This window comes from Candidatus Liberibacter africanus PTSAPSY (genome assembly GCF_001021085.1).
In the GTDB taxonomy this organism is placed as follows: domain Bacteria; phylum Pseudomonadota; class Alphaproteobacteria; order Rhizobiales; family Rhizobiaceae; genus Liberibacter; species Liberibacter africanus.
Genome location: NZ_CP004021.1, coordinates 553328 through 577500 on the forward strand (window position 1 = coordinate 553328; position 24173 = coordinate 577500).

Below are 24173 nucleotides of genomic sequence, written 5' to 3' on the forward strand. Positions count from 1 at the left end.
AATAACTTTTATTCTCCTGGTTTTGTAGAAATCAATATCCAATTAGGATTATTGGAAGAAATGTTTTTTGAAAAAGTCCATATATCAATAACTTTGCCGAAAATTTCAGGATCACTAGAAATTAATGCATTATCTTTATCATAGGAAGCAGAAATAAACTGTCCAACTATGCGTATTGTAATGTATAAAGTATTGTCCTCTATGCTTGCATTGATGATTTTAAAATCATCAATACCTACGAGACTTGATTTAACATTTTTTTCCTTGGTTTGTTGTTCTGCGAGAGAATCATTGAAGTCTTGATAAACTTTGCTATCAACCAATTTTTCAATTTTATTAATTTTCCGATCAAAAAAAGAATCCACGATCATTTCGTAAGAACCACGAGCATTATTCAAAAAATCTTTGGGATCGAAATCAGAATAAATCGCAACAATATCTCGCATAATTTTATTCAGTCGAGTGCCAATAGGGAATAATTCATTAATGGAATCCAAATGATCTTGTTTTTTTTCTTTTTTAAAGGACATGACATTCCATGAATCTTCTTTTGAAGGATTGGATTGTTTCTTTTTCCAAGGGTGAAAACCGGAGGAAGGTTTCTCACGTCCTGTTTTTTCCCCTAAAACACCACGTAACTGTAGGAAAACAACAATCGTTATAAAAGCAAAGAAAAGTATCAAAAAATCACCTGAATCCATTTTTATAAAACCATTTTGTTAAAGTATGAATACGCTAATTATAGTAATAAATTCCGAGTTTATTTGTATAAAGCAAGAGAACCCATCATAAAAATCATATTTTTCTTAAAGTGTGTTTTAAATTTCCCGAAATATATGGATATTTTTAAAGGAAAAGTATATTCAATCTCATTAAGACAAACAATGCTACAATACCTTTTTATATGTATATAGGCAAGGGTTGTGTAATTCAAATTAAAATATTAACGATGGGGAATAAGGAATAATAATGGAACAGCAACGGCAATTTACTCTTTTAAATCAATATATCAAAGATTTATCTTTTGAATCTCCTAATGCACCATACTGTTTTTCTGATATCCAAAAGAAGCAACCTACAATACAGATCAATGTACAGGTCAATGCGAGTTCCATGTCAGAAACTGATTTTGATGTTGTTCTTTCATTTGATATTGAAGCGAAAAACGATGAAAAAATAATTTTCCATTTAGAAATTGCATATAGTGGCATTATTCGGATTATTGATTGTCCGAAAGAATCTATTCCACACGTCTTATTTGTTGAATGTTCTCAACTCCTTTTTCCTTTTGTAAGACAAATAATTTCAAACACAATCAGAGATGGTGGTTTTCCCCCTTTTATAATTGATACAATTGATTTTTTAAAATTATTTCAACAAAAAAAATCTTCAATAAAAAACCATGAATAAATAATGGTATAAATTATTGATTGGAAGAAATATATTTATCCCAAATAGCATTGTTTCCGATCGATTGGATTGCTTTAGCATGCCTCTGGAGTTCTTCTTTTGTTATGCGCACAGCAAGAGGATGATCTCGTTTTAAACAAGAGATATCTTGAAGTGTTGTTTTTTTTTCTTGAGAAGAAAGGTTGTTTTTTGTTTTAAATCCAAAATCTATTTGTGATCCTCCGACCATCATTTGCACGTAAACATCTGCTAGAAGATGAGAATCGAGTAATGCCCCATGTTTTGATCGATGTGAAATAGTTATTCCATATCTTTTGCAAAGGGAATTTAAATCATTTTTAGAAGAAGGATGTTTACGTCTTGCAATAGACAAAGTGTCAGTGATCCTTGATGGATCTAAAGGATTTTTGTTTATTCGTTGTAACTCGGCGTTTATAAATCCGACATCGAATTTGGCATTATGAGCTATCCACTCTGCATTTTGATCATTAAAAAAAATCCAAAAGTCGGGGAAAATTGAAGCAAAAGACGGTTTATCTTTTAAAAAATCGTCTCCTATACCATGTAATCTGAAAGCTTCAGGGCTATTTTTTCTATTGCCAGGCGAAATAAATATTTGAAAAGTTCGGCCAGTTTTAGAATAATCAACCAGTTCAACAGCTCCTATTTCAATTATTCTATCGTTTTTTGGATCAAGCCCTGTGGTTTCTATATCAAATATTATTTTACGCATTATTTTTTTTTGAATTGTTCACTCTAACAATATGTCTAAGTATTTTCTGAATTTCTTTTTCTATTACCTCAACTTTTCCTTCTGTGTTTATAACATAATCAGCACGAGAAATTCTATCTTTTTCATTCATTTGTTTAGAAAGAATAAAAAAGAAATTTTCTTCTGTATGTTTTTTTCGGGATAAAACACGCTTACGTTGTGTTTCAAAACTACAAGTAACAACGATGATTGCATCGAACAAATACTCTTTTTTTTTCTCGAAGAGTAAAGGGATATCAAAAAAAACTATTTTTTCTCCTCTATAAAACATTTCATAAAGGATTTTTTTTTCATGCATTCTAACCATTGGATGCACAATTTTTTCAAGAATTTCCAATTTTTCAGGTGATTTATGTAGTATCTCCAGTAAATAAGCTTTATTTACTTTGTTATTTTGGATTGATCCAGGGAAAATATTACCAATCACATCTACGGCTTCATGATGATATAGATGATTGACTATATCATCAGAACTTATGACTGGAATTTTTTGTTTTTTCAAAAATTCTGCTACTGTTGTTTTGCCTGTTCCAATGGATCCAGTTAATCCTATAATCAACACGTATATACCTCAATATTAGTAAAGAACTATAAAATTTTTCTACAACAGACCTTCATTCAAACTTTTAGAACTTAGGTTAATTTGATATATAAAACTTATCCGAAGTTTTATATTTTTTAGAAGATTATAAATACATTCTTATTAAAATTTTTCTATCCACAATAGGAAAGTAAGTTTTAAAAAAAAATATCGATTTTAAAACGAATAGCTACCTAAAGTGTGACACAAAAATTATTTTTTTTTTACACAATGTTTTTATAAACGATAATTATGTTTTAAGGTGTATATTCATGTGTTAACTGATTGTTTTTTTTGCAATTTTAAAAAAAATTTGTATTATTATTCGGTTTTGGTAAGAGATGCTCAGTATAATTGGGAGTTTTTGATTTGAATTGGATCGCAAATTTTGTTCGACCACGTATAAATTCTGTATTCGGTCGTAGGGAAATTCCAGAGAATCTTTGGGTAAAGTGTCCAGAAACAGGAGAAATGGTATACCATCAAGATTTGAAAGATAACCAATGGGTTATACCTTCTTCTGATTTCCATATGAAAATACCTGCAAAAGAAAGATTAAACTTTCTATTTGATAATGCAGAATATTGTCTATTAGAACAACCTAAAGTATGCCAAGATCCCTTGAAATTCCGTGATAATAAAAAGTATATAGATCGTCTGAAAGAAAATCGCTCAAAAACAGGTTTGATTGATTCAATCGTATCGGCTTTTGGTAATGTACGCGGATTAAAATTAGTTGCGGTTGTTCACGAATTTTCCTTTATAGGGGGATCATTAGGTATTGCTGCAGGTGAAGCAATTGTAAAATCTTTTGAAAGGGCTATTGCTGAAAAATGTCCTCTTGTGATGTTTACTGCTTCTGGTGGTGCACGTATGCAAGAAGGGATTCTATCACTTATGCAATTGCCTCGCACTACGATTGCGGTAAATATGCTTAAAGATTCAGGACTTCCTTATATTGTAGTCTTGACTAATCCTACCACTGGAGGTGTTACAGCTTCTTATGCTATGCTTGGTGATATTCATTTAGCTGAACCTGGTGCTGAAATCGGTTTTGCTGGGAGGAGGGTCATTGAGCAAACAGTAAGAGAGAAGTTGCCAAGTGATTTCCAGAGATCCGAGTATTTAGAAGATCATGGAATGATAGATAAAATTGTCCATAGGCATGATATTCCAGAAGTTGTCTCTTCGTTGTGTAAAATATTGACTAACAGTACACAGTAGAAAGAACATAATCTTGTTTTTTTTAAAGTTGTTTATTTACACCATAGAGGGGTAAATGGGTGTTTTTTCACTAGAGAGAATGAATGTTCTTTTAGAAGATTTAAATAGACCACAAGATCGTCTCCCTCCAGTAATTCATATAGCAGGAACTAATGGTAAAGGGTCGACTGCTGCATTTTCGCAAAGATTACTTGAATCGTCAGGATTATCAGTTCATGTTCACACTTCTCCTCATCTTGTCAAGTGGAATGAACGTTTTCGTTTAGGTGTTAAGGGAGATAGAGGAAAGTTAGTAGAAGATGTTTTATTGCTTGATGTATTTAGTCGTGTCATGCAAGCAAAAAGCGCTCGGGATATTAGTGTTTTTGAGGCATCAGTTGCTGCCGCTTTTATTTTATTTTCAGAATATCCTGCGGATTGTGTTATTATTGAAACTGGTCTAGGCGGAAGGCTTGACGCTACTAATATAATTGAAAGAAATGCTGTTTCTGTGATTACGTCCATTTCTTTAGATCATACAGAACATTTGGGAAATACTGTTAGTGCGATTGCAAGAGAAAAATCTGCTATTATGAAAAGTAAAAATCCTGTAGTTATAGGTTATCAGTTATATGATGAAGCACGCGAAGTTCTCGTGGAAAAAGCAAAACAAATGGGATGTCCGTATCGTGTTTACGGAGACCACTTCTATTCTTTTGTAAAAAATAAAGGCTTTGTCTACCAAGATCATATTGCTCAAAAATATTTTAGCATGCCCAGCCTAGTAGGTGAATATCAGCATATTAATGCAGCAACTGCGATTTGTGCCGTTCAAATGGCTGGTTTTAAATTAGAAGAGAAATGCATTAATTTTGCACTACAGTCAACGCAATGGTTTGGGGTTCTTCAAAAAATTACGAAAGGTCCTTTGCTTGATAAATTGCCAGATTATTCTGAGATATGGACAGATGGTGGCCATAATCCAGGTGCTGGATTAGTCATTTCTCAAGAAATATGCAAATTAGAAGGATTCTATGACAAGAGATTCTATCTTGTCATAGGCATGCTAAAGGAAAAAAACTACAAAAAATATTTAGAGCCATTTGTCAGATTATCACCAATTGTATTGTCGGTTTCTGTTATGCACAACAAAGATGATATCCACTCGTCGATAAGTGTTGATACACAAGTTTTAATGCAAGAAGCAGTAACATTAGGGCTAAAAGCATTTGCCTGTTCTTCTGTCATAGAAGCGCTATTGAAAATAAGAGAAATTAACGGAAAACTACCTCCCCCATTTATTCTCATAGGGGGATCACTCCACCTTGTAGGAGAGGTTCTTTATAAAAACGGAGTGCAGATTCATTAAAATCAGTCTGGTTTACATCATTATTGTGCACATCTAATCTTGATGTTATTTTCCCAAAAATTGCACTTATAAACATTTATATTAGAGATAATATCCATTTAGTAATATCACTTTTGGAAGAGCCTCCAGGCATCATGGTACCTATTATTTGCCCATCTTTAAACAAAATAAGAGTAGGAATAGAAGCTATTTTATAACGTGTAGATATAGAGGAATTTTTTTCTATATCAAGTTTCGCTATTTTTACTTTATCTGCAAGTTCATCCGCAACATCGTCAATAATAGGAGATATAGCTATGCAAGGATTACACCAGCTTGCCCAAAAATCCACAACTACTGGCTTTGAGCTTTTCAAAACTTCTAAATCAAAATTATCCGCATCTACTTTTAACGTACTCATCAAACACTCCATATCAAACAATCATTAAACAATATTTTACTAATCTTAATCTACGTAAGAATCAAGAGATCGTAGTTTCTATTTCTGCAAACGCTTTATTTAATTTATCTTGTGGAATGATAAATATTTTTGGTTGTGAAACATAAATAAGCAAACAAGTTAAAGACTTATCAGGATATGAATCCTTAAGGATTTTTTCATATATGGAAAGTTGTGCAATATGAGAAGATGGAATACACTCAATTTCCTCTGGAACATGATGATGGGTTTTGTATTCAAAAATAAAAATATTTTTCTGCGAAATTGAGATTTGGTCAATCCGTCCAGAGACTAAAATATGTTTTTTTGTAGAAAATATTTTTCCAGAAATTGAAACTTCTGCATAAGAATCACAAGACATAGCTGTAGTCATGATAGGATGTTCTAAAAGACTTGTAGTAGATAGTACCAAATTTTTAAATTCTTTTACGGACCAGAACTTACTGTTCTTTTCATAGTATGATTCAATGAATTGTTTTCGTTTTTTTTCAGGAATTGTAAAAATTACTTGTAATAATTTATGAATAATCAGTCCACGTTTGAAAGTATGATTTTCAGGAAAGAAAGGTTCAAAACTTGGTTCGATTTTTTTATCTATCATCGAGGGATTGAGAATACACGGTTCATTTATCTTGTTTTTAATGGGAGAAAAGAGTTTCTCTGGGATTGTTTTTTGGTCAAAAAATTGTTTTGTAATTTCTTCCGTTTCGATTGGTATATTTTCAGGATGATGGACAGTCCATTCGTATGCTGTCCATTCATCGTTAGTGATAGAATTTTTTAATTTTACTTCTTTGACTCTTTTATCATCACAGAAAGAATCATAAACCATATCATACCAGGTCTTTTGATTCATTTCTGTCTCATTATCAGTTTTAGAAGTACTATTAGCATGCTTGCAAATTATCAATCTATCTGAAGCGCGCGTCATTCCAACATATAAAAGACGATTATATTCTTCTTTAGTAGATTTTTTGATATATTTTATAAGATCAGAAACTAGCTTATTGTGTGAATTCGATTGTGGAATCCACACTGGTGTTCCAGGATCATCGTTCAAAGAAGTATCGATATACAGTTTTTCCATATTATTATGAGAAAATACTTTTGCTCCTGTATCAACAAGGAAAACAACAGGAGATTCTAGTCCTTTAGCACCATGCACTGTCATAATACGAACTTCATTATGATTAGTACTGTTTTCTCTTTTTATGGTAGGTGGATAATGTTCTAATTCTAACATCAATTCTTGTAGGCTAAAACAATTTTTCTGTTCATTTTTTAATGTAAAGTTAAGTAATTCGTCCAGGACATCGATAACTTCATTTCCAAAACGGGCGATAAACTGTTGCCGGCCTTTCTTGGCTCCTAATATTAATGTGAAAAAATCATGAGGAGAGCAAAATTGAGCAACATCAGTAAGTTCATGTATGTATTGAATAACATACTGGTATTTGAATACGCCGTCGTTGGCTAGTTTTTGTATATATTCATAAACAGTTTCTGTTTTATGACGTTTTGTACATATTTCAAATATATCGTCTTCGGAAAAATTGAAGAGCGGACTTTTCAGAATAGAAACTAAAGATAAATCATCTTCTGTGGATAAAATAAAATATCCAAGAGACATCAAATCTTTTATAGCAAGATGATCCGTTAGAATAAATTTATCATCGCTAAAAACAGATATTTTGTAATCATTTTTAAGAAATCGTGTAAGCAATGTGATAAAAGGCGTAGATGTGCGCTTGCGTACTAATATTAGGATATCTTTTTCTTGAATCACTTTTTTTTACCATTACTGACAATAGTATCGGAACCAATCATATTCGAAATGGTATAGGCGATGCGTCGTGCTAAAATAGAAGAAGAAGACTCTTCTGGAAGAGAATCAAAACAAGATTCCCAACTTTCCTGTTTAGGATTTTTTTTTGAGATAACTTGTTCCCATAGCTGTACTTTTCCAACATGTCCAATTCGACTGGAACGATGCATAATGGTAGAGTCTTCATCTTCACGGAGTCCTTGTGCGTTTTCTGGTATAGAAAAGACTTTGTCTACAGCGGTAAGAATATCTGAAGTTGAACGAAAAGATACAGGAAGATCTATTATAGAAAATTTTTGTCCTGCATCAGTAGCACGTTGTTTATTAATTTCTTTTTCAAGTGAAATACGTTTAGGTTCTGCTCCATTAAAAGAATAAATAGTTTGTTTTTCATCACCTACTGCAAATAATGTACGGGGATTTGAGTGTTGATCCCCTCCAACAAAAAAATCTTCAGTGAGGGAGCGAATCACTTCCCATTGAAGAAGAGAGGTATCTTGGACTTCATCAATGAGTATATGATTAATTTCTTGGTCAATTTTATAGCGTATCCAAGCACTTACATCACGTTTTTTTAAAAGATCGTTGGTATAAGTAAGGAGATCTTCAAAATCAAGGACGTAGTTCTTTTTTTTTAACTCTTCGTAATGGGTATTGAGATGTTTAGCTAACGTTAATGATGCTAATGTGGGTTTAAACATTTGATATGTGTTAAAACGATCTCGTATTTTTATAAACTCTTCCTGTGACTTTTGGATTTTTTCTTTTAAACCAGGGTATTTTTTGGCAATCTTTTGTGAGATAATATATTTTTTAGGAAGGTATTCTTCTTTTGTTAGAAAAAAAGAAGATAAAATACTCAAACGTTCTTCCATACATTGAGTTTCAGATGCTTTTTCGAGCTTTTGAGCTTGCTTTAAGTATGTAGGTTGTCCAGTTTCTTTATATAAAGGAACATATTCCTTCATATCACTTTCTTGAAAATAGGGTAAAGTCCTTAAATCGTTATATATCAGTTCGTAACTTTCGTTAGGAAGTATACCAAAGCGCTTTTTCAATAATTGTTCTTCTCCACCGTTAGTATTAGCAAAAGAGGAAAATTGTTTGAGAACATTGCGATTACTAATGATATTAGACATCAATTTTTCTCGATCTTGATCATTAGATATTTCAAGTATTTCATAAAAAGATTGTTTGAGTTCTTTATTATTGTCTAACATGATAGACGTAAGCATTGATTTGTGGGCTTCTTCGATCAGTTTTTTAGATTGATCTTTCTCTGCGATAGAAAAATGACTTGTAATATTGGCTTCCAATGGAAATTGGTGCATAATCGCTTCACAAAAGGCATGGATAGTTTGAACTTTTAATCCTCCAGGAATGTCCAGTACTTTGACCAATAAGTTACGGGCATTGGAAATATCTCTTTTACTTGATTTTTTACCCTGGATTTTGGTGATTTCTACAGAAAGTTTTTCGTCTGATAAATGATACCATTCAGTAATGACGTTCAAGACACGATGCGACATTTCTGCTGCTCCGGCCTTTGTATGAGTAAGGCATAAAATAGTAGAAGGATGAGCATTAGCAAGGAGAAGACGCAAGACTCTTTGAACGATAATGTGAGTTTTCCCAGAACCAGCATTAGCAGAAACCCATGCAGAACAAGTAGGATCGGAAGCTAATAGTTGTTTTGATTTTGTTTGGGATATCAAATTTGTGGTTTCCAAATTATCTTGGAATTCATTATGATGTATCATATTTGTCTCTCCATTCTGCTATGCGGGCGAGGTGATCATATTCACTCCAAGTATTAGATTCTTTTGGAAGACGTAGATATGATATAAAGGGCTTCTTGCCACTTTGTAATAATGTTATCATCTCTATGAAGTTACTGAGAGATTTTTCTGCAAGTGCATCAGCAGAATAATTTTCTTTATTATTATCTGTAATACAATCTTCTTTAAATTTCTTTTTGAGTCTTATGTAAAAAAGATTATCGACTTTTTTACAATCAATTTGAGTAAAAGCCCCAGCTTGCAAAGCTGCAGCTTCTAACGAAAGTTGTGGATCAGTAAGTTCTCTAGCCATATTTTCAGTAGGATTATTACCAGTTTTATAATCTATGATATCAACAAATCCTGATTTTAAGAGATCAATGCGATCGGCATTGCCAGTTAAATGAATTCCAACAGATTCTATTTTCATTTTGGCGGGAACATTGACAAAGCTTTTTTCTATTAAATCTTGTCTCTTTTCTTCATGTTCTAAAAAAGAATGAGATATTTTATGAAAAAGATGACGCCAAATAATATCAATATGCGGAGGTAAGTTTTCTTGTTCAAAAGAAGAATCAACAATTTTTTGCATAAGACAATTGATTTCGGGTGTATTTTTATTGATTCCTTTTTTTATAAGTTCTGAAATAATATTATGAAAAAGCGTTCCACGATCCCTTGGATCAGGATCTTTTTTAAAGCGGGGGATAAAATCTAATTTGAGAATTTTCTTTGCATAAATAGCATATGGATCACTTATCAGCGTTTTGATCTCTGTAAAGGAATAAGTTTTAGGTTGTATTTCTAGGGGAGGGAAAGGTTTCGGACGTATGTGGGATGGTTGTTTTTTTGTATTATCTAAATTTCTCGCCCAATCTAGATAGCATTGACCTTTTTTTTTGAGATCATCAGCGAAAGCGTTTCCTCCAAAAACTAAAAGTCGTTGTAACCAACGTGATGCAATGGTTGGAATATTGTTTGCTCGTAAAGAGCGTGAATATATAAGATGGCGTGTTCCGCTGGCCATTTCAAAATCATGGGATGCTTGACCTATGTATTTTTCATCTATTTCTAATCCTAGATCAGATTGCATCATGCGTGATAAAAACGGATTTTTAGGAGGATGTTTCGGCCAAATTCCTTCGTTAAGTCCTCCGAGTATTACTGTGTCAAAACTCAATAACCTAGATTCTAACGTCCCTAGTATGAAGATATTGGATGATTTGTCATTTATAGGAGCAACCGTTTCTCCGGCGATAAGTGCTGTAATAATATCAATCCACTCAATAGCATTTGCTTTTATAGAAGAACTAGTTTCAACGATTTTTTGGAATAACGAAGAGATAGCCTTTCCTTCTTCTGCCCGCCACAAATTAGGTAGTTTCGCATGCTCATCAAAGCATATATTTTGCAAGCAATTCGCTGTTAATTTTGTCCAATCGGATATACTTAAAGTATCATTCTTATGTGTAACTAAAGGTATTATGGATTGTGTAATGTGATCCGCTAGTGAGCTCGCGAGATCTTTATCTTCGTCAGATAATCGTGATTGCCAAAGAGGAACGTGTGAACTATGTTGTTGCGTAGCAATTCTCTCAAGAACTAGAGATTTTAAACGTACTATATCATAAGAATTTGTATTTTTCCGCAACGCAATTAATTCAAGTGCATTTTTTGCTTTATATAAATGTTTTTCAGAAAATCCAAATTTTGCCAGAGGATGTTTGATTAAGTTAGCAATAGCGATGGTATCACTGGGTTTAAAGACTGCATTTAAAAGTGATGTAAGAATGGAGTTTTGTAGTGTGTTTGATAATGGTATACCAGCAGAAATATCAACATCTATTCCAAAGCGTATAAGTTCTAGTTTTACACGACGAGATAGGTTGCGATCGGCTGTTATCAGTGCGGATTTTGTTTTTTTATTTTCGTCAAGAGACATTCGTAATGCAACGGCTATAGCTGTGGCTTCCTCGCGTTCGTTATCTGCTTCAACTAATGATACATCAGAAAAATATTTTTGGATATTTTGTAGTATATTATTGTCTAATATACTTGTATTTTCTGTTTCAGAAGTATCCGATGGCAAAAATGATTTTGAAATAACCACTGAGCGCATATACATTTCTTCATCAATTTTTCCTAAATTTTTGACATCCTCACGTTTAATTTTCAAAAATTGCAAAAGATTGGCTAAAGAATATTGCGGATGCATTGAATATGTTGCATTTGAGTTAGAAATTCTAGGAGATTTGTCTGTAATTTTATCCCATATTTTATTTGAGATGGAAAAATCTAGTCCTGGCAAAACTATTGCGCCGTTTGGATTGTTTGCTACAGTTGACATTAATCTAGCTGTCGCAGGGATGGATCCAGTTGATCCTGCAATAATTACAGGCCATTTTTTCTCGTTCAAAAGAGATTTTTCTTCAGCGTGCATGAGATCTATTTGGTACTTGGCAGGAGAAGAAGCATTAAGCTCAGAAAGTCTGTCTGTCCAATATTGATTGGCAATTTTTAAAAAGCCTAAAGCGAGTAACCCCCACATACCATATTGCTCGTTTTGAAGCGCGTACAAGCCGTCCCATGTTTTTTCTTCTGTTTCAATTGTATCAATAATATCTGCTAAATTTTTTGCGAGCCAAATGGCATTAGCAGGACTTATTGGAAGGCTTAATGGTGATTCAGGATAGAGATCTTTGATGCTATTCGGCAACTTGTTTCTCCACATGAGAATTAAATGTGCTAGTTCCAAAAGTCGCTGTATATTAGAGACAGGAGGATTTAGATCACATGATAACAAAAGATCCGCAGTGAAGTTTCCTTCTGTAATATCTCCCAATGATTTTATAGTTGGTAGGATGATAGATTTCTTGCCTGTGATTTCAATAAATTCTGAACGTAATTCCTGGATTGCACGTTTTGTTGGCACATAAATTGTAACTGAAGCTAAGGATAGAGGGTCAGATGGATCATATTGAAAATTTTCCACTAACTTTCCATCTAAGAGAGCAATGATCATCTCTTTAAAAAAAGGAGAAGATGGTGCAATAGTAAAAATATTGGGTTGTTTATGTTGCATTTTTCCAATGATAATAGTCTATTTTATGTGAATTATTCTATTTTTGATATTATTCGATTCCTATGTAGCAATATAATTAAAAAGTTGTTTTTATATACAAAACTATATTAGGAGTTGTGTCAATACACCCAAAGGAAAAAAACAAAGCGCTAATCCCCCCCAAAAAGGTACGACAAAAAAATAAAAAACATATTGTTAAATAAATTAGTTGCATATTTTATTACTATATTAATATGTAGGCGATTTTATTTTATTAAGATGAGATATGATCCATTTTTCAGCTGAAACAGTAGCTTTTCTACCATTTTTATCCTGACTTAGTTGAATATCAATAGTTTTTTGTGGAAGAATTTTTCTCCCGATTTCAGGCCATTCAATAATGCAGATTCTTTCGTTTAAGATTTCATCAAGCCCCAATTCAAACACTTCTTGATGGCCAGACAGTCGATAGAAGTCGAAATGAGCTATTGGTATGCTAGCGTCATATAATTGGACTAATGTAAAAGTAGGGCTTAAAACTTCTAATTCAGGATTCTTCGTTAAGAATCGTATGATAGAGCGAGCTAAGAAAGTTTTCCCTGCCCCTAAATCTCCGGATAGAGTTAGGCAATCGCCTAGCTTGAGTATAGATGCTAAATGATTACCAAGGCAAACAGTATTTTTTTCATGTAGGAGAGGAATAATTGTTAAATTTTTTTCAGAAAAATTCATTGTCATATTCATTTTATTCTTTGGAAGGAATGCGGCAATTGATTTTGGTAATTCCTTCATGACAACTATTAATCGATACATTCCCACCATGAAGATTTACAAAACTTTCAACTATAGACAATCCTAAGCCGACTCTTTTGCGTTGTCCATGATGTGCATTTGAAACGAATCTATTAAATATGTTTTTACACATATCTTCAGGAATGCTTGATCCATTGTTTGTAATAGAGAAAACAAAATCTCCATTATCGCGGGAAGCTTCTAAAATGACGGTATAATTTTTAGAAGAAAAATCTGTAGCATTGCTGAGAATTTTAGCAAAAATTTGAAATAATCTTTGCCGATCAGCAACGAGGGTTCCCAGATTTCCATTAGAAACAACTGTTAACCTTATATTATTTTCATTCATTTTGCTGGAAATAGATTGTTTTACTTCATCTAAAAAATCACTAAGAACAATCGTACTATAATTTAATTTCATAATACCTGCATCAACTGTAGCAAGATCAAGAATATCATTGACTAAATTTAACAAAATTTCTGATGAGGTGGATATATAATCTACATATTGAGATTGCTTAGGATTTAAACTTCCTGATGTAGTTGTTTTAAGTAAATCAGTAAATCCAATAATATTTGTTAAAGGAGAACGCAATTCATATGACACATGTTGGACAAAATTATTTTTAATTTCATCTGCTTTTCGTAATGCTTCATTTTTTTCTGTTAAAGCTCGTTCTGCTCTTACTGAATCTGTCACATTTACAAATGTTAACATAGTTTGTGCATTTGGTAAAGGAAGTAAAGAATATTCAAGAACTGAACCTGATAAAAGTTCAAGTGTGCCATGTAATGATTTTCTTTCATCATCAAAGCTCGTGATAATTGCAGCAAATATATCCCATCCATCTGATTTATTGTAATATCTTGAACATGTAGCCGCAATGTTTCGGATATGTGTTCCGGGAGACACTCGCTCCTCGTCTGTTTGCCAAAGAGATCTAAAGGCAGGATTTGATAACTTAATTTTACCATCTGGGCCGAAAACAGCGACACCTTCAGATAGATGGTCGATAGTTTCTCCCTGTACTTTTACAAGGGTATTATATTTCGTTTCTAAATTTACTTGGACTGTCAAATTTTCAAACAACCAAATTGTTCCGCCTAGGGGGCTATAAGAAACTATAACATGTAGTGTTTGTCCATTAGGCAAATGCCAATTATCTTCATGCGTTCCCAAGGATTTATAACTAGAAAAAATATTTTCTTTCCAAGTTTTCCAATTGAGCTGCTCTGGTAATTTATTAGAAGATCTTAAAAATTCAAGAAGTTCATCATTACTTGGATTAGATTCTAGAAATTTCGGATCTATTCCCCATAATTTTACAAAAGATTGATTGTAAAATTGTAAATATCCATTTTTATCAAATATAGCTATGGCAAATGCTAAATTATGTAATATTTCATATGTATAGGTAAGTTGATTAGTAACAGTGATTTCTTTGGTAAAATCTATGGCGATTCCCGCTTCTCCAAAAGAATTTAATACTCGAATTATCTTATAAGATTCGTTTTCTCCATGTTCGAACGTTGAGATAGTTTCGCAGAATTCTTCTTCTGATTTACCAGAAGACAGCATTTTATTTTTAAGTTCTTCTGCGAATAATTTATGATTGTCAACAATGGTTTTTTGGATATGACTTTCTTCTATTCTTGTATTGATTTTATAGCTAGAATTAGTCCAAATGACATTCCCCCTCTGATCAAGTTGCCATACTAAAAAATCAAGAGAATCAAACAATGATTTGAAAATTGACATATGGCTACTAAGTTTTTTGCATTGCAAAATCGTTTCTGCTAACTCTGAATATATTCCGTTAAGAGTTAAAATACGAAGAAAAGCACAACTTCCAGATACTCCTCCTTCTATTTTAATGGCGCAATCATTTTTGGTCTCCGCCACGAGATTAAAGCACTCGCCATTTTGGCGGAGTTTTTCTATTGCCTTTGACAGCTTTATATAGTGATGAAATTTTAACCAATTTTCAAAAGACAAAATATCAATGTCTGTTTGAATATTATCTATTTCATGATTCAATTGTCCGATTATTTCAGGTTTTTCATCTTTTCCATCCCAAATAATGATAAGACAATCACTTTTAGTTAACAAGGAATGGTATTTTGATAATTGGTAATATACCTTGGAAAGAAACGAATATGTTTCATTGATCTTTTTGGCGAGATGATTTCGTTGTTGGATAAGCAATATTATCGCGATGATGGTGGCTGATAGTATTCCAATTAGCGTTCCAAATATTGCCATTTTACAAGAGAAAATTGTCCAAACTCCTAATTCATTTCCAGTGCCGATTGTCGCTGTGTTGTTCATCATTTGTATGGTTATACCTACTTTAAAGGAGCTATTATAGAGGAATATATTATCTTTTTTGAGTAGATTGTAGATTATTTTGAAGAGGAATTTTTATAGATGTCAATATGGCGGTCCGTTAACTATGTTATTTTCGAGTTCTAGCGGTAATTTTTACAACTATATTATTCTTTGCCACCATGTTAAGTGCATTACAAACCAAAATAAGTGTTTTTTGAATACTAGTCCGTATTAACATGAGATAGTCTCTTTCAAATAATTGTATTTTTGACCGTTTCCTCTAGCTTAAGTGTAGATCACTTCTTATTCAAGGATAAGATGATAATTTGACATTAAGTATATCAGTGATTTCTATAAATAAATAAGGATAATTTACATTTATTTGAGTATAAATAGCTGAAATTATTTGAAAATAAATGGTTTTATAAAAAAAGCACTTGAGAAAAGGTGTTTATTTAAATTACCATTTGATTGGATAGTTAAATGTTGATCATACCAGCTAATATTTTGTTGTCATGATAAGTATTGTGGAGGGAAATATTGGTTAGATGGGTCAGAAGCATTTTGGGTACATATAAAAGAAAGCATAATAGTTGGTTGCTATAAGAATCCTCATTGAGAGGGGTGGAAATATTTCGTAATGGTATATTTTATCAGATAGGAGGGGGTTTTAATGGTGAAATTTGATTGCGGGGGATCTTCTCGTGTATATCATAATTTGAGCGTAAGTAGGTTATACGAGGAATCGATTCGCCGAGAAAAAACCATTCTCACCTGCGATGGGGCGTTGAGAGCATTAACTGGACAGCATACAGGTCGTTCTGCACTTGATAAATTCATTGTTCGCGATGATTATACTGAAAAAAATGTATTTTGGGAGAATAACAAGCACATTTCTCCTGCTAATTTCGCTGCGTTGAAAGCAGATATGTTAGATTACATCAAGGATAAAGAATTATTCGTACAGGATTTAGTTGCTTGCCCTTATACAAAAAACTCGCTTTCCGTACGTGTCGTTACGCAATATGCATGGCATTCCCTGTTCATACGCAACTTGTTGAAGCATCAAGATGATCTTGATGCTATCCCTGATACAATGAATTTGCAGGTTATAGTATTGCCTGATTTTACTGCTGATCCGAAAAGACATGGATGTCGTTCAGGGACAATAATCGCGATCGATTTGAATATGGGCTTGGTATTAATAGGAGGAACTTCCTATGCTGGAGAAATAAAAAAATCAATATTTACCTATCTGAATCATGTTTTTCCAGAACGTTGGATTATGCCAATGCATTGCTCTATTAACATGGGCAAAGAAGAGGATATTGCATTGTTTTTTGGACTTTCTGGAACAGGGAAAACGACTTTATCAGCAAGTGTTGAAAGATCTCTTATAGGAGATGATGAGCACGGTTGGGATGAGGAAGGGGTGTTTAATTTTGAGGCTGGTTGTTATGCGAAGTCCATTAATCTTTCGAAAGAAATGGAACCAGAGATTTTTTCTTCTTCCTGTCGTTTTGGAACGGTGCTTGAAAATGTAGCGGTTAATGAGCATGGAATTCCTGACTTTAAAGATTCCTCTTTTACAGAAAACACTCGCGCCGCCTATCCTCTTAATTTTGTTCCTAATCATGCGTTAAAATCTGTAGGAGGGCATCCCAAACATGTGATTATGCTTACTGCTGATGCATTTGGAGTTTTGCCTCCAGTGGCATATTTGAATCCTGAGCAAGCTGTATATTATTTTCTTTCTGGGTATACTGCTAAGTTGGCCGGCACAGAAAAAAGTGTCTTAAGACCTGAAGCAACCTTTTCGGCGTGTTTTGGCGCTCCATTTATGTCTAGAGATCCTGCTGAATATGGTGAAATTCTCAAGGATTATATTACTAAGTATTGCGTTGATTGTTGGCTGGTAAATACTGGATGGACCGCAGGTCCATATGGCCAAGGTTATCGTATGCCATTAAGTATAACGCGTGCGTTGTTGAAGGCAATTTTTGACCGTTCTATTAAAGAAATGCCATATCGTATTGATGAAAATTTTGGTTTTTCTGTTCCGATGGAAGTTAAAGGAGTAGATAAAAAAATTTTGAATCCACGGGATTCGTGGGGAGACGTTGAAGCATATGATAGAAAAATGAGAGAATTGGTATTAATGTTTGAGGATAATGCCAAAAAGAAAAAGTTAAAAAAGATAATTTAGAACGGTATTCTATTCTCTTTTAATACAATGTGAAAACTTGAAAAGAATTCAGGTATTGTATGGATGTAGATGGCTTTTTTGAATAATTTTTATGAAAATCAAAAGTCAGAAAATACTTTTTTGCAAAGGATAGGAAGGTTATAACTTTCTTATCGCAATGGTTTCTATCAAGTGATTTTCTCCTTTGGATAGAATGATGTTTGCGCTTTTGCGTGTGGGTAAAATATTCTGTTGTAAATTGGGGAGATTTATATCGGCCCAAGATGTTTCGGCGATTTGTAAAGACTGACTTTCGCTTATTTCTGTAAAGCGATGAAAATAAGAATTTGGATTGAGGAATCCTTCTTTCCGTAGCCCTAAAAAGCGATTTAAATACCATTGATGGATAGCTTGTTCTGTGGCGTCTATGTAAATTGAAAAATCTAAGAAATCTGAAACCAGAGGCATGGTTTTGTGATTATCTGACCAAATATTTGATTGTAATATATTAATTCCTTCTAATAAAAGTATATCAGGTTGGATTATTTTATCGTATTCTTCTTCTAAAATGTCATATTGCGAGTGTGAATAACGTGGCGCAAAAACTTCTGTTCTCCCAGATTTTATCTCAGAGAGGAACTCTAACAGCTTGTTTAAATCATAGCTTTCTGGGAATCCTTTGCGTTTCAGCAGCTTCTTTTTTTCGAGAATAGCATTAGGGAAAAGAAAGCCATCCGTGGTAACAAGGGAAACTTTGAAATTAGAAATTTGTTGCAATAAAGTGCATAAAACACGGGAAATAGTAGATTTTCCTGAGGATACAGATCCCGTAATTCCAATAATAAAGGGTGTTTTAGTCCTTTTTTTAATATTTAAAAATTTATTGTATTGCTGATAAGTTCTTTTGGTAGATTTTACATTTATCAATAAAAAATGTGATAGGGGGAGGTATGCGCTGAGTATTTCATTTGGGTCAATTGGAGCATTAGAAGAGAGTAATGAATTGTCTATTTCTTTATTTAAGATAGACGTATTTTTTAAATGCGCAGCCCATTCATGCGATGTAAAAAAATGATAAAGGGAATGATTTTGTATATTCACGATAATTTATTCTCTAGTACTAAAAACAATATAGATATTGTGTTTCCTGATCTTTAAATTAATATAAGTAATATATTATAAATTTTTTCGTTATTGTGTATTATTTGCAAAAGTTAGTCGCATAGATAACATCTGTAATAGGTAAAGTAACTTATCTTCATTAAGATGGTTTGTGATGATATATGCATAAAAATTTTACTGGATTGCATTTAAACTGATAATTCTATAAGTATTTCTTCTGGAATGGTGGATGTTTTTTAGTCAAGCAATGGAATGATGGAACGATTATGATAGCAATGAGTGAGGGGGATTCTTCTTCTATTAAAATGCATGCTACAACGATTTTGACAGTACGTAAGGACGGAGTTGTCGTGGTTGCTGGCGATGGGCAAGTAAGTCTCGGGAATACTGTGATGAAGGGCAATGCTCGGAAAGTTCGCCGTTTAGGTAAAGGGAATATCATTGCGGGATTTGCGGGTTCTTCTGCAGATGCGTTTACCCTTTTAGAAAGATTAGAAAAAAAACTTGAACAATATCCAAACCAACTTTTGCGTGCAGCTGTTGAATTGGCTAAAGATTGGCGTACGGATAAATATTTGCGTAATCTTGAGGCGATGATACTGATAGCCGACAAAACGACAACGTTAGTTATTACGGGAGTGGGAGATGTTCTCGAGCCAGAGCATGGGGTTATGGCAATTGGATCTGGAGGATCTTATGCTCTTGCTGCAGCTCGTGCTTTGATGAATACGCAGAAGAGCGCAGAAGAAATCACTCGTGAGGCTATGTCTATTGCGGCTGATATTTGTGTTTATACTAATCATGAAATTGTATTAGAAACATTGGAAGTCGGAGGACAATAGATAAGATGATGCTTACATTTAATTTTTCTCCGCGTGAAATTGTCTCTGAACTTGATCGCCATATTATTGGTCAAAACGACGCCAAACGTGCGGTAGCGATAGCTCTGAGGAATCGTTGGAGAAGACAGCAATTATCTGAGGATTTGCGTGATGAAGTAATGCCTAAGAACATATTGCTTGTTGGCCCTACTGGTGTTGGAAAGACAGCAATTTCTCGTCGCTTAGCAAAATTGGCAGGGGCTCCTTTTATTAAAGTTGAAGTGACCAAATTTACTGAGATTGGATATGTTGGGCGTAACGTTGAGCAGATTATACGAGATTTAGTTGACGTTGCAATCAATCTCGTGCGGGAGAAGAGGCGTGATGAGGCGCGAGAACAAGCTGCTATTAACGCGGAGGAAAGGATATTAGATGCTCTCGTGGGCAAGGCTACTACATCTAATACACGGGAAGTTTTTCGTCAGAAATTACGTAATGGGGAGATGTCTGACAAAGAAATTGATATAGAAATAGCCGATACATCTGCTGATATTTCAAGCTTCGATATGCCGGGATCAGGGGCTAGTATAGGAGTTCTAAACCTTTCAGAGTTGTTTTCCAAGGTTATGGGTAGTGGGCGTAAGAAAAAGATACATACGTCTGTGCAAAAGTGTTATCCGGAACTTGTGCGTGATGAGTGTGATCAATTGATTGATATGGATGCGGTGCACAGAGATAGCATACAAATGGTTGAAAATTATGGAATTGTTTTTCTAGACGAAATTGATAAAATAGTTGCGCGAGAATCGGGTGGCGGAATAGGTGTTTCTCGTGAAGGAGTGCAACGTGACCTTTTGCCGTTAGTAGAAGGGTGTTCTGTATCGACGAAATATGGATCTGTTAATACGGAGCATATTCTTTTTATTGCATCAGGGGCTTTCCATGTCTCTAGGCCGGCAGATCTTTTGCCTGAAATGCAGGGGAGGTTCCCGGTTCGTGTGCATTTAAAATCCTTAAGTAGAGATGATTTTAGATTGATTTTAACGGACACGGAGTCAAATCTCATACTCCAGTATAAGGAATTGATGAAAACAGAGGGTGTTATCTTAGACTTTACAGAGGATTCAATAGATGCCCTCGCTGATGTGGCTGTGAATTTGAATAGTACTGTTGGTGATATAGGAGCTCGGCGGTTGCAGACAGTGATGGAGCGAGTTTTAGAGGATATATCCTTTTCTGCTTCGGAGCTTCAGGAAAAAACCGTTGTGATTGATGCTGAATACGTGCGGTTACACATGGGAGACTTTTCATCTGAAATGGATGTATATCGCTATATTCTATAAGCCCTTACAAGAGTCAAATATTGTATATTTGTTGCATGTTTATTGTTGTATGATGTTATTTTTTATGAGTAATTTTTGTTGACTTAGTTATTTGATGTGTATTAGTATTGGTATCGTTATTTGAGAAGAGAATATAGAGAAGTAAGGGAGACATGGACGGCGATTTTTTATTTTTGTAATTATATTTTAATTACGATGTTAGAGGCGTTGTTTTTTTTTTCATGTTTTTCTTTTGTTATGACGTTGGAAGATGTTTTATAGCATTGGATTTTTTACATGTTAGATGCCTTTGGCAAGAACATGAGAGTTTGATCCTGGCTCAGAACGAACGCTGGCGGCAGGCCTAACACATGCAAGTCGAGCGCGTATTTTATACGAGCGGCAGACGGGTGAGTAACGCGTAGGAATCTACCTTTTTCTACGGGATAACGCATGGAAACGTGTGCTAATACCGTATACGCCCTATTGGGGGAAAGATTTTATTGGAGAGAGATGAGCCTGCGTTGGATTAGCTAGTTGGTAGGGTAAAGGCCTACCAAGGCTACGATCTATAGCTGGTCTGAGAGGACGATCAGCCACACTGGGACTGAGACACGGCCCAGACTCCTACGGGAGGCAGCAGTGGGGAATATTGGACAATGGGGGCAACCCTGATCCAGCCATGCCGCGTGAGTGAAGAAGGCCTTAGGGTTGTAAAGCTCTTTCGCCGGAGAAGATAATGACGGTATTCGGAGAAGAAGCCCCGGCTAACTTCGTGCCAGCAGCCGCGGTAATACGAAGGGGGCGAGCGTTGTTCGGAATAACTGGGCGTAAAGGGCGCGTAGGCGGGCGATTAAGTTAGAGGTGAAATCCCAGGGCTCAACCTTGGAACTGCCTTTAATACTGATTGTCTAGAGTTCAGGAGAGGTGAGTGGAATTCCGAGTGTAGAGGTGAAATTCGTAGATATTCGGAGGAACACCGGTGGCGAAGGCGGCTCACTGGCCTGATACTGACGCTGAGGCGCGAAAGCGTGGGGAGCAAACAGGATTAGATACCCTGGTAGTCCACGCTGTAAACGATGAGTGCTAGCTGTTGGGTGGTTTACCATTCAGTGGCGCAGCTAACGCATTAAGCACTCCGCCTGGGGAGTACGGTCGCAAGATTAAAACTCAAAGGAATTGACGGGGGCCCGCACAAGCGGTGGAGCATGTGGTTTAATTCGATGCAACGCGCAGAACCTTACCAGCCCTTGACATATGTTGGACGATATCAGAGATGATATTTTCTTTTCGGAGACTTTCATACAGGTGCTGCATGGCTGTCGTCAGCTCGTGTCGTGAGATGTTGGGTTAAGTCCCGCAACGAGCGCAACCCCTACCTCTAGTTGCCATCAAGTTTAGATTTTATCTAGATGTTGGGTACTTTATAGGGACTGCCGGTGATAAGCCGGAGGAAGGTGGGGATGACGTCAAGTCCTCATGGCCCTTATGGGCTGGGCTACACACGTGCTACAATGGTGGTTACAATGGGTTGCGAAGTCGCGAGGCGGAGCTAATCCCCAAAGTCCATCTCAGTTCGGATTGCACTCTGCAACTCGAGTGCATGAAGTTGGAGTCGCTAGTAATCGCGGATCAGCATGCCGCGGTGAATACGTTCTCGGGCCTTGTACACACCGCCCGTCACACCATGGGAGTTGGTTTTGCCTGAAGACGGTGTGCTAACCGCAAGGGGGCAGCCGGCCACGGTAAGGTCAGCGACTGGGGTGAAGTCGTAACAAGGTAGCCGTAGGGGAACCTGTGGCTGGATCACCTCCTTTCTAAGGAAGACATTGAGTATTATTAGATTTATTTAATGATCTGAATATTTTTTAAAGATTATTTGATACAATATGGCTGCTATTATAGCGGTTTTAGAGGATCGCCGTCCAAGTGTCTCTTTCTTTTCTATGATATTTTGCGATGATGGGTTCATTACTATGTTTTTATTTAGGGCCCGTAGCTCAGGCGGTTAGAGCGCACCCCTGATAAGGGTGAGGTCGGTAGTTCAAGTCTACCTGGGCCCACCATTTCAGTTTTAGGGGGCCGTAGCTCAGCTGGTAGAGCGCCTGCTTTGCAAGCAGGATGTCAGCGGTTCGACTCCGCTCGGCTCCACCATATTCGCATATATAGGGTTTTGTTCTATTATATTATTGGAGCAATAGTTTTTTGAAAATTGAATAGAAGATATATTTTTTTGTATTTTTTATGTTTGCATTGTATGCGACATATAGATACCGACGTTGTTAACCGCACGTTGAAGATTTATCTCAGGAAATTGGTCTATCAAGGAATCATAATGATATTTTTGTTATGTTTTTTTGATTAATAAAGAGTTTGTAAGAGAACTTTGTGACGATTGACAATGAGAGTGATCAAGCGCGACAAGGGCATTTGGTGGATGCCTTGGCATGCACAGGCGATGAAGGACGTGATATGCTGCGATAAGCTATGGGGAGCTGCAAATAAGCATTGATCCGTAGATTTCCGAATGGGGGAACCCACCTTAGACGTCTAGGAAAGTGTACATTACGGTTTAATTTTCTAGGTGTTTATAGGTATCATTATCTGAATAAAATAGGATAAAAGAAGCGAACGCAGGGAACTGAAACATCTAAGTACCTGTAGGAAAGGACATCAATTGAGACTCCGTTAGTAGTGGCGAGCGAACGCGGATCAGGCCAGTGTTAAGATAGATTAAAGTAGAATTACCTGGGAAGGTAAGCCATAGTGTGCGATAGCCCCGTATACGTAATGATCTTTTTTAACCTTGAGTAGGGCGGGACACGTGAAATCCTGTCTGAACATGGGGCGACCACGCTCCAAGCCTAAGTACTCGTGCATGACCGATAGTGAACTAGTACCGTGAGGGAAAGGCGAAAAGAACCCCTACTAGGGGAGTGAAATAGACCCTGAAACCGAATGCCTACAAACAGTCGAAGGCCGCGAGGCTGACGGCGTACCTTTTGTATAATGGGTCAACGACTTAGTGTGACAAGCGAGCTTAAGCCGATAGGTGTAGGCGCAGCGAAAGCGAGTCTGAATAGGGCGTTTAGTTTGTTGCATTAGACCCGAAACCGAGTGATCTAGCCATGAGCAGGTTGAAGGTTGGGTAACACCAATTGGAGG

Annotated in this window: 16 protein-coding genes, 2 tRNA genes and 2 rRNA genes (1 of these 20 cut by a window edge); 10 read left to right on the forward strand and 10 right to left on the reverse strand. The window is 35.4% G+C overall.

Features of this window, described 5'->3' with window-relative positions:
• Nucleotides 1-8: 8 nt before the first annotated feature.
• Nucleotides 9-701, reverse strand: a complete 693-nt coding sequence (locus G293_RS02565; RefSeq protein ID WP_047264184.1) for a Tim44/TimA family putative adaptor protein — start codon at nt 699-701, stop codon at nt 9-11.
• A 268-nt stretch (nt 702-969) separates the two neighbouring features.
• Between G293_RS02565 and secB the strand changes: the two genes are divergently transcribed.
• Complete coding sequence (secB, locus tag G293_RS02570; protein WP_047264185.1) at nt 970-1410, forward strand: protein-export chaperone SecB; 441 nt, start codon at nt 970-972, stop codon at nt 1408-1410.
• 13 nt (nt 1411-1423) lie between these two features.
• On the opposite strand, the gene dnaQ is transcribed toward secB, so the two are convergent.
• Together dnaQ and coaE are read right to left on the reverse strand one after the other, a co-directional pair.
• The gene (gene dnaQ / locus G293_RS02575) at nt 1424-2143 is read right to left on the reverse strand and encodes a DNA polymerase III subunit epsilon (RefSeq protein WP_047264186.1); all 720 of its coding nucleotides are present in this window, start codon (nt 2141-2143) and stop codon (nt 1424-1426) included.
• A complete protein-coding gene (gene coaE / locus G293_RS02580) occupies nt 2136-2744 on the reverse strand; it encodes a dephospho-CoA kinase (protein ID WP_047264187.1) in 609 nt (202 codons plus the stop codon). Before coaE ends, dnaQ begins: the two co-directional genes overlap by 8 nt.
• A gap of 387 nt (nt 2745-3131) precedes the next feature.
• On the opposite strand from coaE, the gene accD reads away from it, so the two are divergent.
• Together accD and G293_RS02590 are read left to right on the forward strand one after the other, a co-directional pair.
• Complete coding sequence (accD, locus tag G293_RS02585) at nt 3132-3986, forward strand: acetyl-CoA carboxylase, carboxyltransferase subunit beta (RefSeq protein ID WP_047264690.1); 855 nt, start codon at nt 3132-3134, stop codon at nt 3984-3986.
• A gap of 55 nt (nt 3987-4041) precedes the next feature.
• On the forward strand, nt 4042-5334 hold the full coding sequence (locus G293_RS02590) for a bifunctional folylpolyglutamate synthase/dihydrofolate synthase (RefSeq protein ID WP_047264188.1): 1293 nt from the start codon (nt 4042-4044) through the stop codon (nt 5332-5334).
• A 76-nt stretch (nt 5335-5410) separates the two neighbouring features.
• Here G293_RS02590 and trxA read toward each other — a convergent pair whose 3' ends face one another.
• The 6 genes from trxA to G293_RS02615 form a co-directional block, all read right to left on the reverse strand.
• A complete protein-coding gene (trxA, locus tag G293_RS02595; RefSeq protein ID WP_047264189.1) occupies nt 5411-5734 on the reverse strand; it encodes a thioredoxin in 324 nt (107 codons plus the stop codon).
• A gap of 61 nt (nt 5735-5795) precedes the next feature.
• Nucleotides 5796-7559, reverse strand: coding sequence for a 3'-5' exonuclease (locus tag G293_RS05925; protein WP_244464456.1), 1764 nt, complete (start codon nt 7557-7559; stop codon nt 5796-5798).
• Nucleotides 7556-9358 carry a UvrD-helicase domain-containing protein gene (locus tag G293_RS05930; protein WP_244464457.1) on the reverse strand — a complete coding sequence of 601 codons (1803 nt, stop codon included), beginning with the start codon at nt 9356-9358 and terminating at the stop codon, nt 7556-7558. Before G293_RS05930 ends, G293_RS05925 begins: the two co-directional genes overlap by 4 nt.
• Complete coding sequence (addB, locus tag G293_RS02605; protein WP_047264190.1) at nt 9345-12458, reverse strand: double-strand break repair protein AddB; 3114 nt, start codon at nt 12456-12458, stop codon at nt 9345-9347. Before addB ends, G293_RS05930 begins: the two co-directional genes overlap by 14 nt.
• A gap of 228 nt (nt 12459-12686) precedes the next feature.
• The gene (tsaE, locus tag G293_RS02610) at nt 12687-13175 is read right to left on the reverse strand and encodes a tRNA (adenosine(37)-N6)-threonylcarbamoyltransferase complex ATPase subunit type 1 TsaE (protein ID WP_244464458.1); all 489 of its coding nucleotides are present in this window, start codon (nt 13173-13175) and stop codon (nt 12687-12689) included.
• A gap of 7 nt (nt 13176-13182) precedes the next feature.
• A complete protein-coding gene (locus G293_RS02615) occupies nt 13183-15561 on the reverse strand; it encodes a sensor histidine kinase (protein ID WP_047264191.1) in 2379 nt (792 codons plus the stop codon).
• 670 nt (nt 15562-16231) lie between these two features.
• Here G293_RS02615 and G293_RS02620 point away from each other — a divergent pair.
• Nucleotides 16232-17764: a phosphoenolpyruvate carboxykinase (ATP) gene (locus G293_RS02620; RefSeq protein ID WP_047264192.1), complete on the forward strand. Its 1533-nt coding sequence runs from the start codon at nt 16232-16234 to the stop codon at nt 17762-17764.
• A 138-nt stretch (nt 17765-17902) separates the two neighbouring features.
• Here the strand turns inward: G293_RS02620 and coaA are convergent, their stop codons facing one another.
• Complete coding sequence (gene coaA, locus G293_RS02625; RefSeq protein ID WP_047264692.1) at nt 17903-18838, reverse strand: type I pantothenate kinase; 936 nt, start codon at nt 18836-18838, stop codon at nt 17903-17905.
• 293 nt (nt 18839-19131) lie between these two features.
• Here coaA and hslV point away from each other — a divergent pair, with 293 nt between their 5' ends.
• The 6 genes from hslV to G293_RS02655 all read left to right on the forward strand — a co-directional run.
• Nucleotides 19132-19707 (forward strand): ATP-dependent protease subunit HslV, encoded by a 576-nt coding sequence (gene hslV, locus G293_RS02630; RefSeq protein ID WP_047264193.1) that lies wholly within the window; start codon nt 19132-19134, stop codon nt 19705-19707.
• Nucleotides 19708-19712: 5 nt separating this feature from the next.
• Nucleotides 19713-21029: an ATP-dependent protease ATPase subunit HslU gene (hslU, locus tag G293_RS02635; protein ID WP_047264194.1), complete on the forward strand. Its 1317-nt coding sequence runs from the start codon at nt 19713-19715 to the stop codon at nt 21027-21029.
• A 296-nt stretch (nt 21030-21325) separates the two neighbouring features.
• Nucleotides 21326-22825 (forward strand): 16S ribosomal RNA (locus G293_RS02640).
• Nucleotides 22826-22997: 172 nt separating this feature from the next.
• Nucleotides 22998-23074, forward strand: a tRNA-Ile gene (locus G293_RS02645).
• Nucleotides 23075-23086: 12 nt separating this feature from the next.
• Nucleotides 23087-23162 (forward strand) — tRNA-Ala (locus tag G293_RS02650).
• Nucleotides 23163-23417: 255 nt separating this feature from the next.
• A 23S ribosomal RNA gene (locus G293_RS02655) occupies nt 23418-24173 on the forward strand; it runs 2042 nt beyond the window's last position.
• Together the 16S and 23S rRNA genes with 2 tRNA genes alongside form the textbook arrangement of a ribosomal RNA operon.

Bases quoted from the DNA above. Each gene is read 5' to 3' on its own strand.
- G293_RS02615 (WP_047264191.1), bottom strand. From the start codon at position 15,561: ATGATGAACAACACAGCGACAATCGGCACTGGAAATGAATTAGGAGTT.
- tsaE (WP_244464458.1), bottom strand. From the start codon at position 13,175: ATGACAATGAATTTTTCTGAAAAAAATTTAACAATTATTCCTCTCCTA.
- secB (WP_047264185.1), top strand. From the start codon at position 970: ATGGAACAGCAACGGCAATTTACTCTTTTAAATCAATATATCAAAGAT.
- trxA (WP_047264189.1), bottom strand. From the start codon at position 5,734: ATGAGTACGTTAAAAGTAGATGCGGATAATTTTGATTTAGAAGTTTTG.
- hslU (WP_047264194.1), top strand. From the start codon at position 19,713: ATGATGCTTACATTTAATTTTTCTCCGCGTGAAATTGTCTCTGAACTT.
- hslV (WP_047264193.1), top strand. From the start codon at position 19,132: ATGATAGCAATGAGTGAGGGGGATTCTTCTTCTATTAAAATGCATGCT.
- addB (WP_047264190.1), bottom strand. From the start codon at position 12,458: ATGCAACATAAACAACCCAATATTTTTACTATTGCACCATCTTCTCCT.
- G293_RS02565 (WP_047264184.1), bottom strand. From the start codon at position 701: ATGGATTCAGGTGATTTTTTGATACTTTTCTTTGCTTTTATAACGATT.
- G293_RS02620 (WP_047264192.1), top strand. From the start codon at position 16,232: ATGGTGAAATTTGATTGCGGGGGATCTTCTCGTGTATATCATAATTTG.
- G293_RS05930 (WP_244464457.1), bottom strand. From the start codon at position 9,358: ATGATACATCATAATGAATTCCAAGATAATTTGGAAACCACAAATTTG.
- G293_RS02590 (WP_047264188.1), top strand. From the start codon at position 4,042: ATGGGTGTTTTTTCACTAGAGAGAATGAATGTTCTTTTAGAAGATTTA.
- dnaQ (WP_047264186.1), bottom strand. From the start codon at position 2,143: ATGCGTAAAATAATATTTGATATAGAAACCACAGGGCTTGATCCAAAA.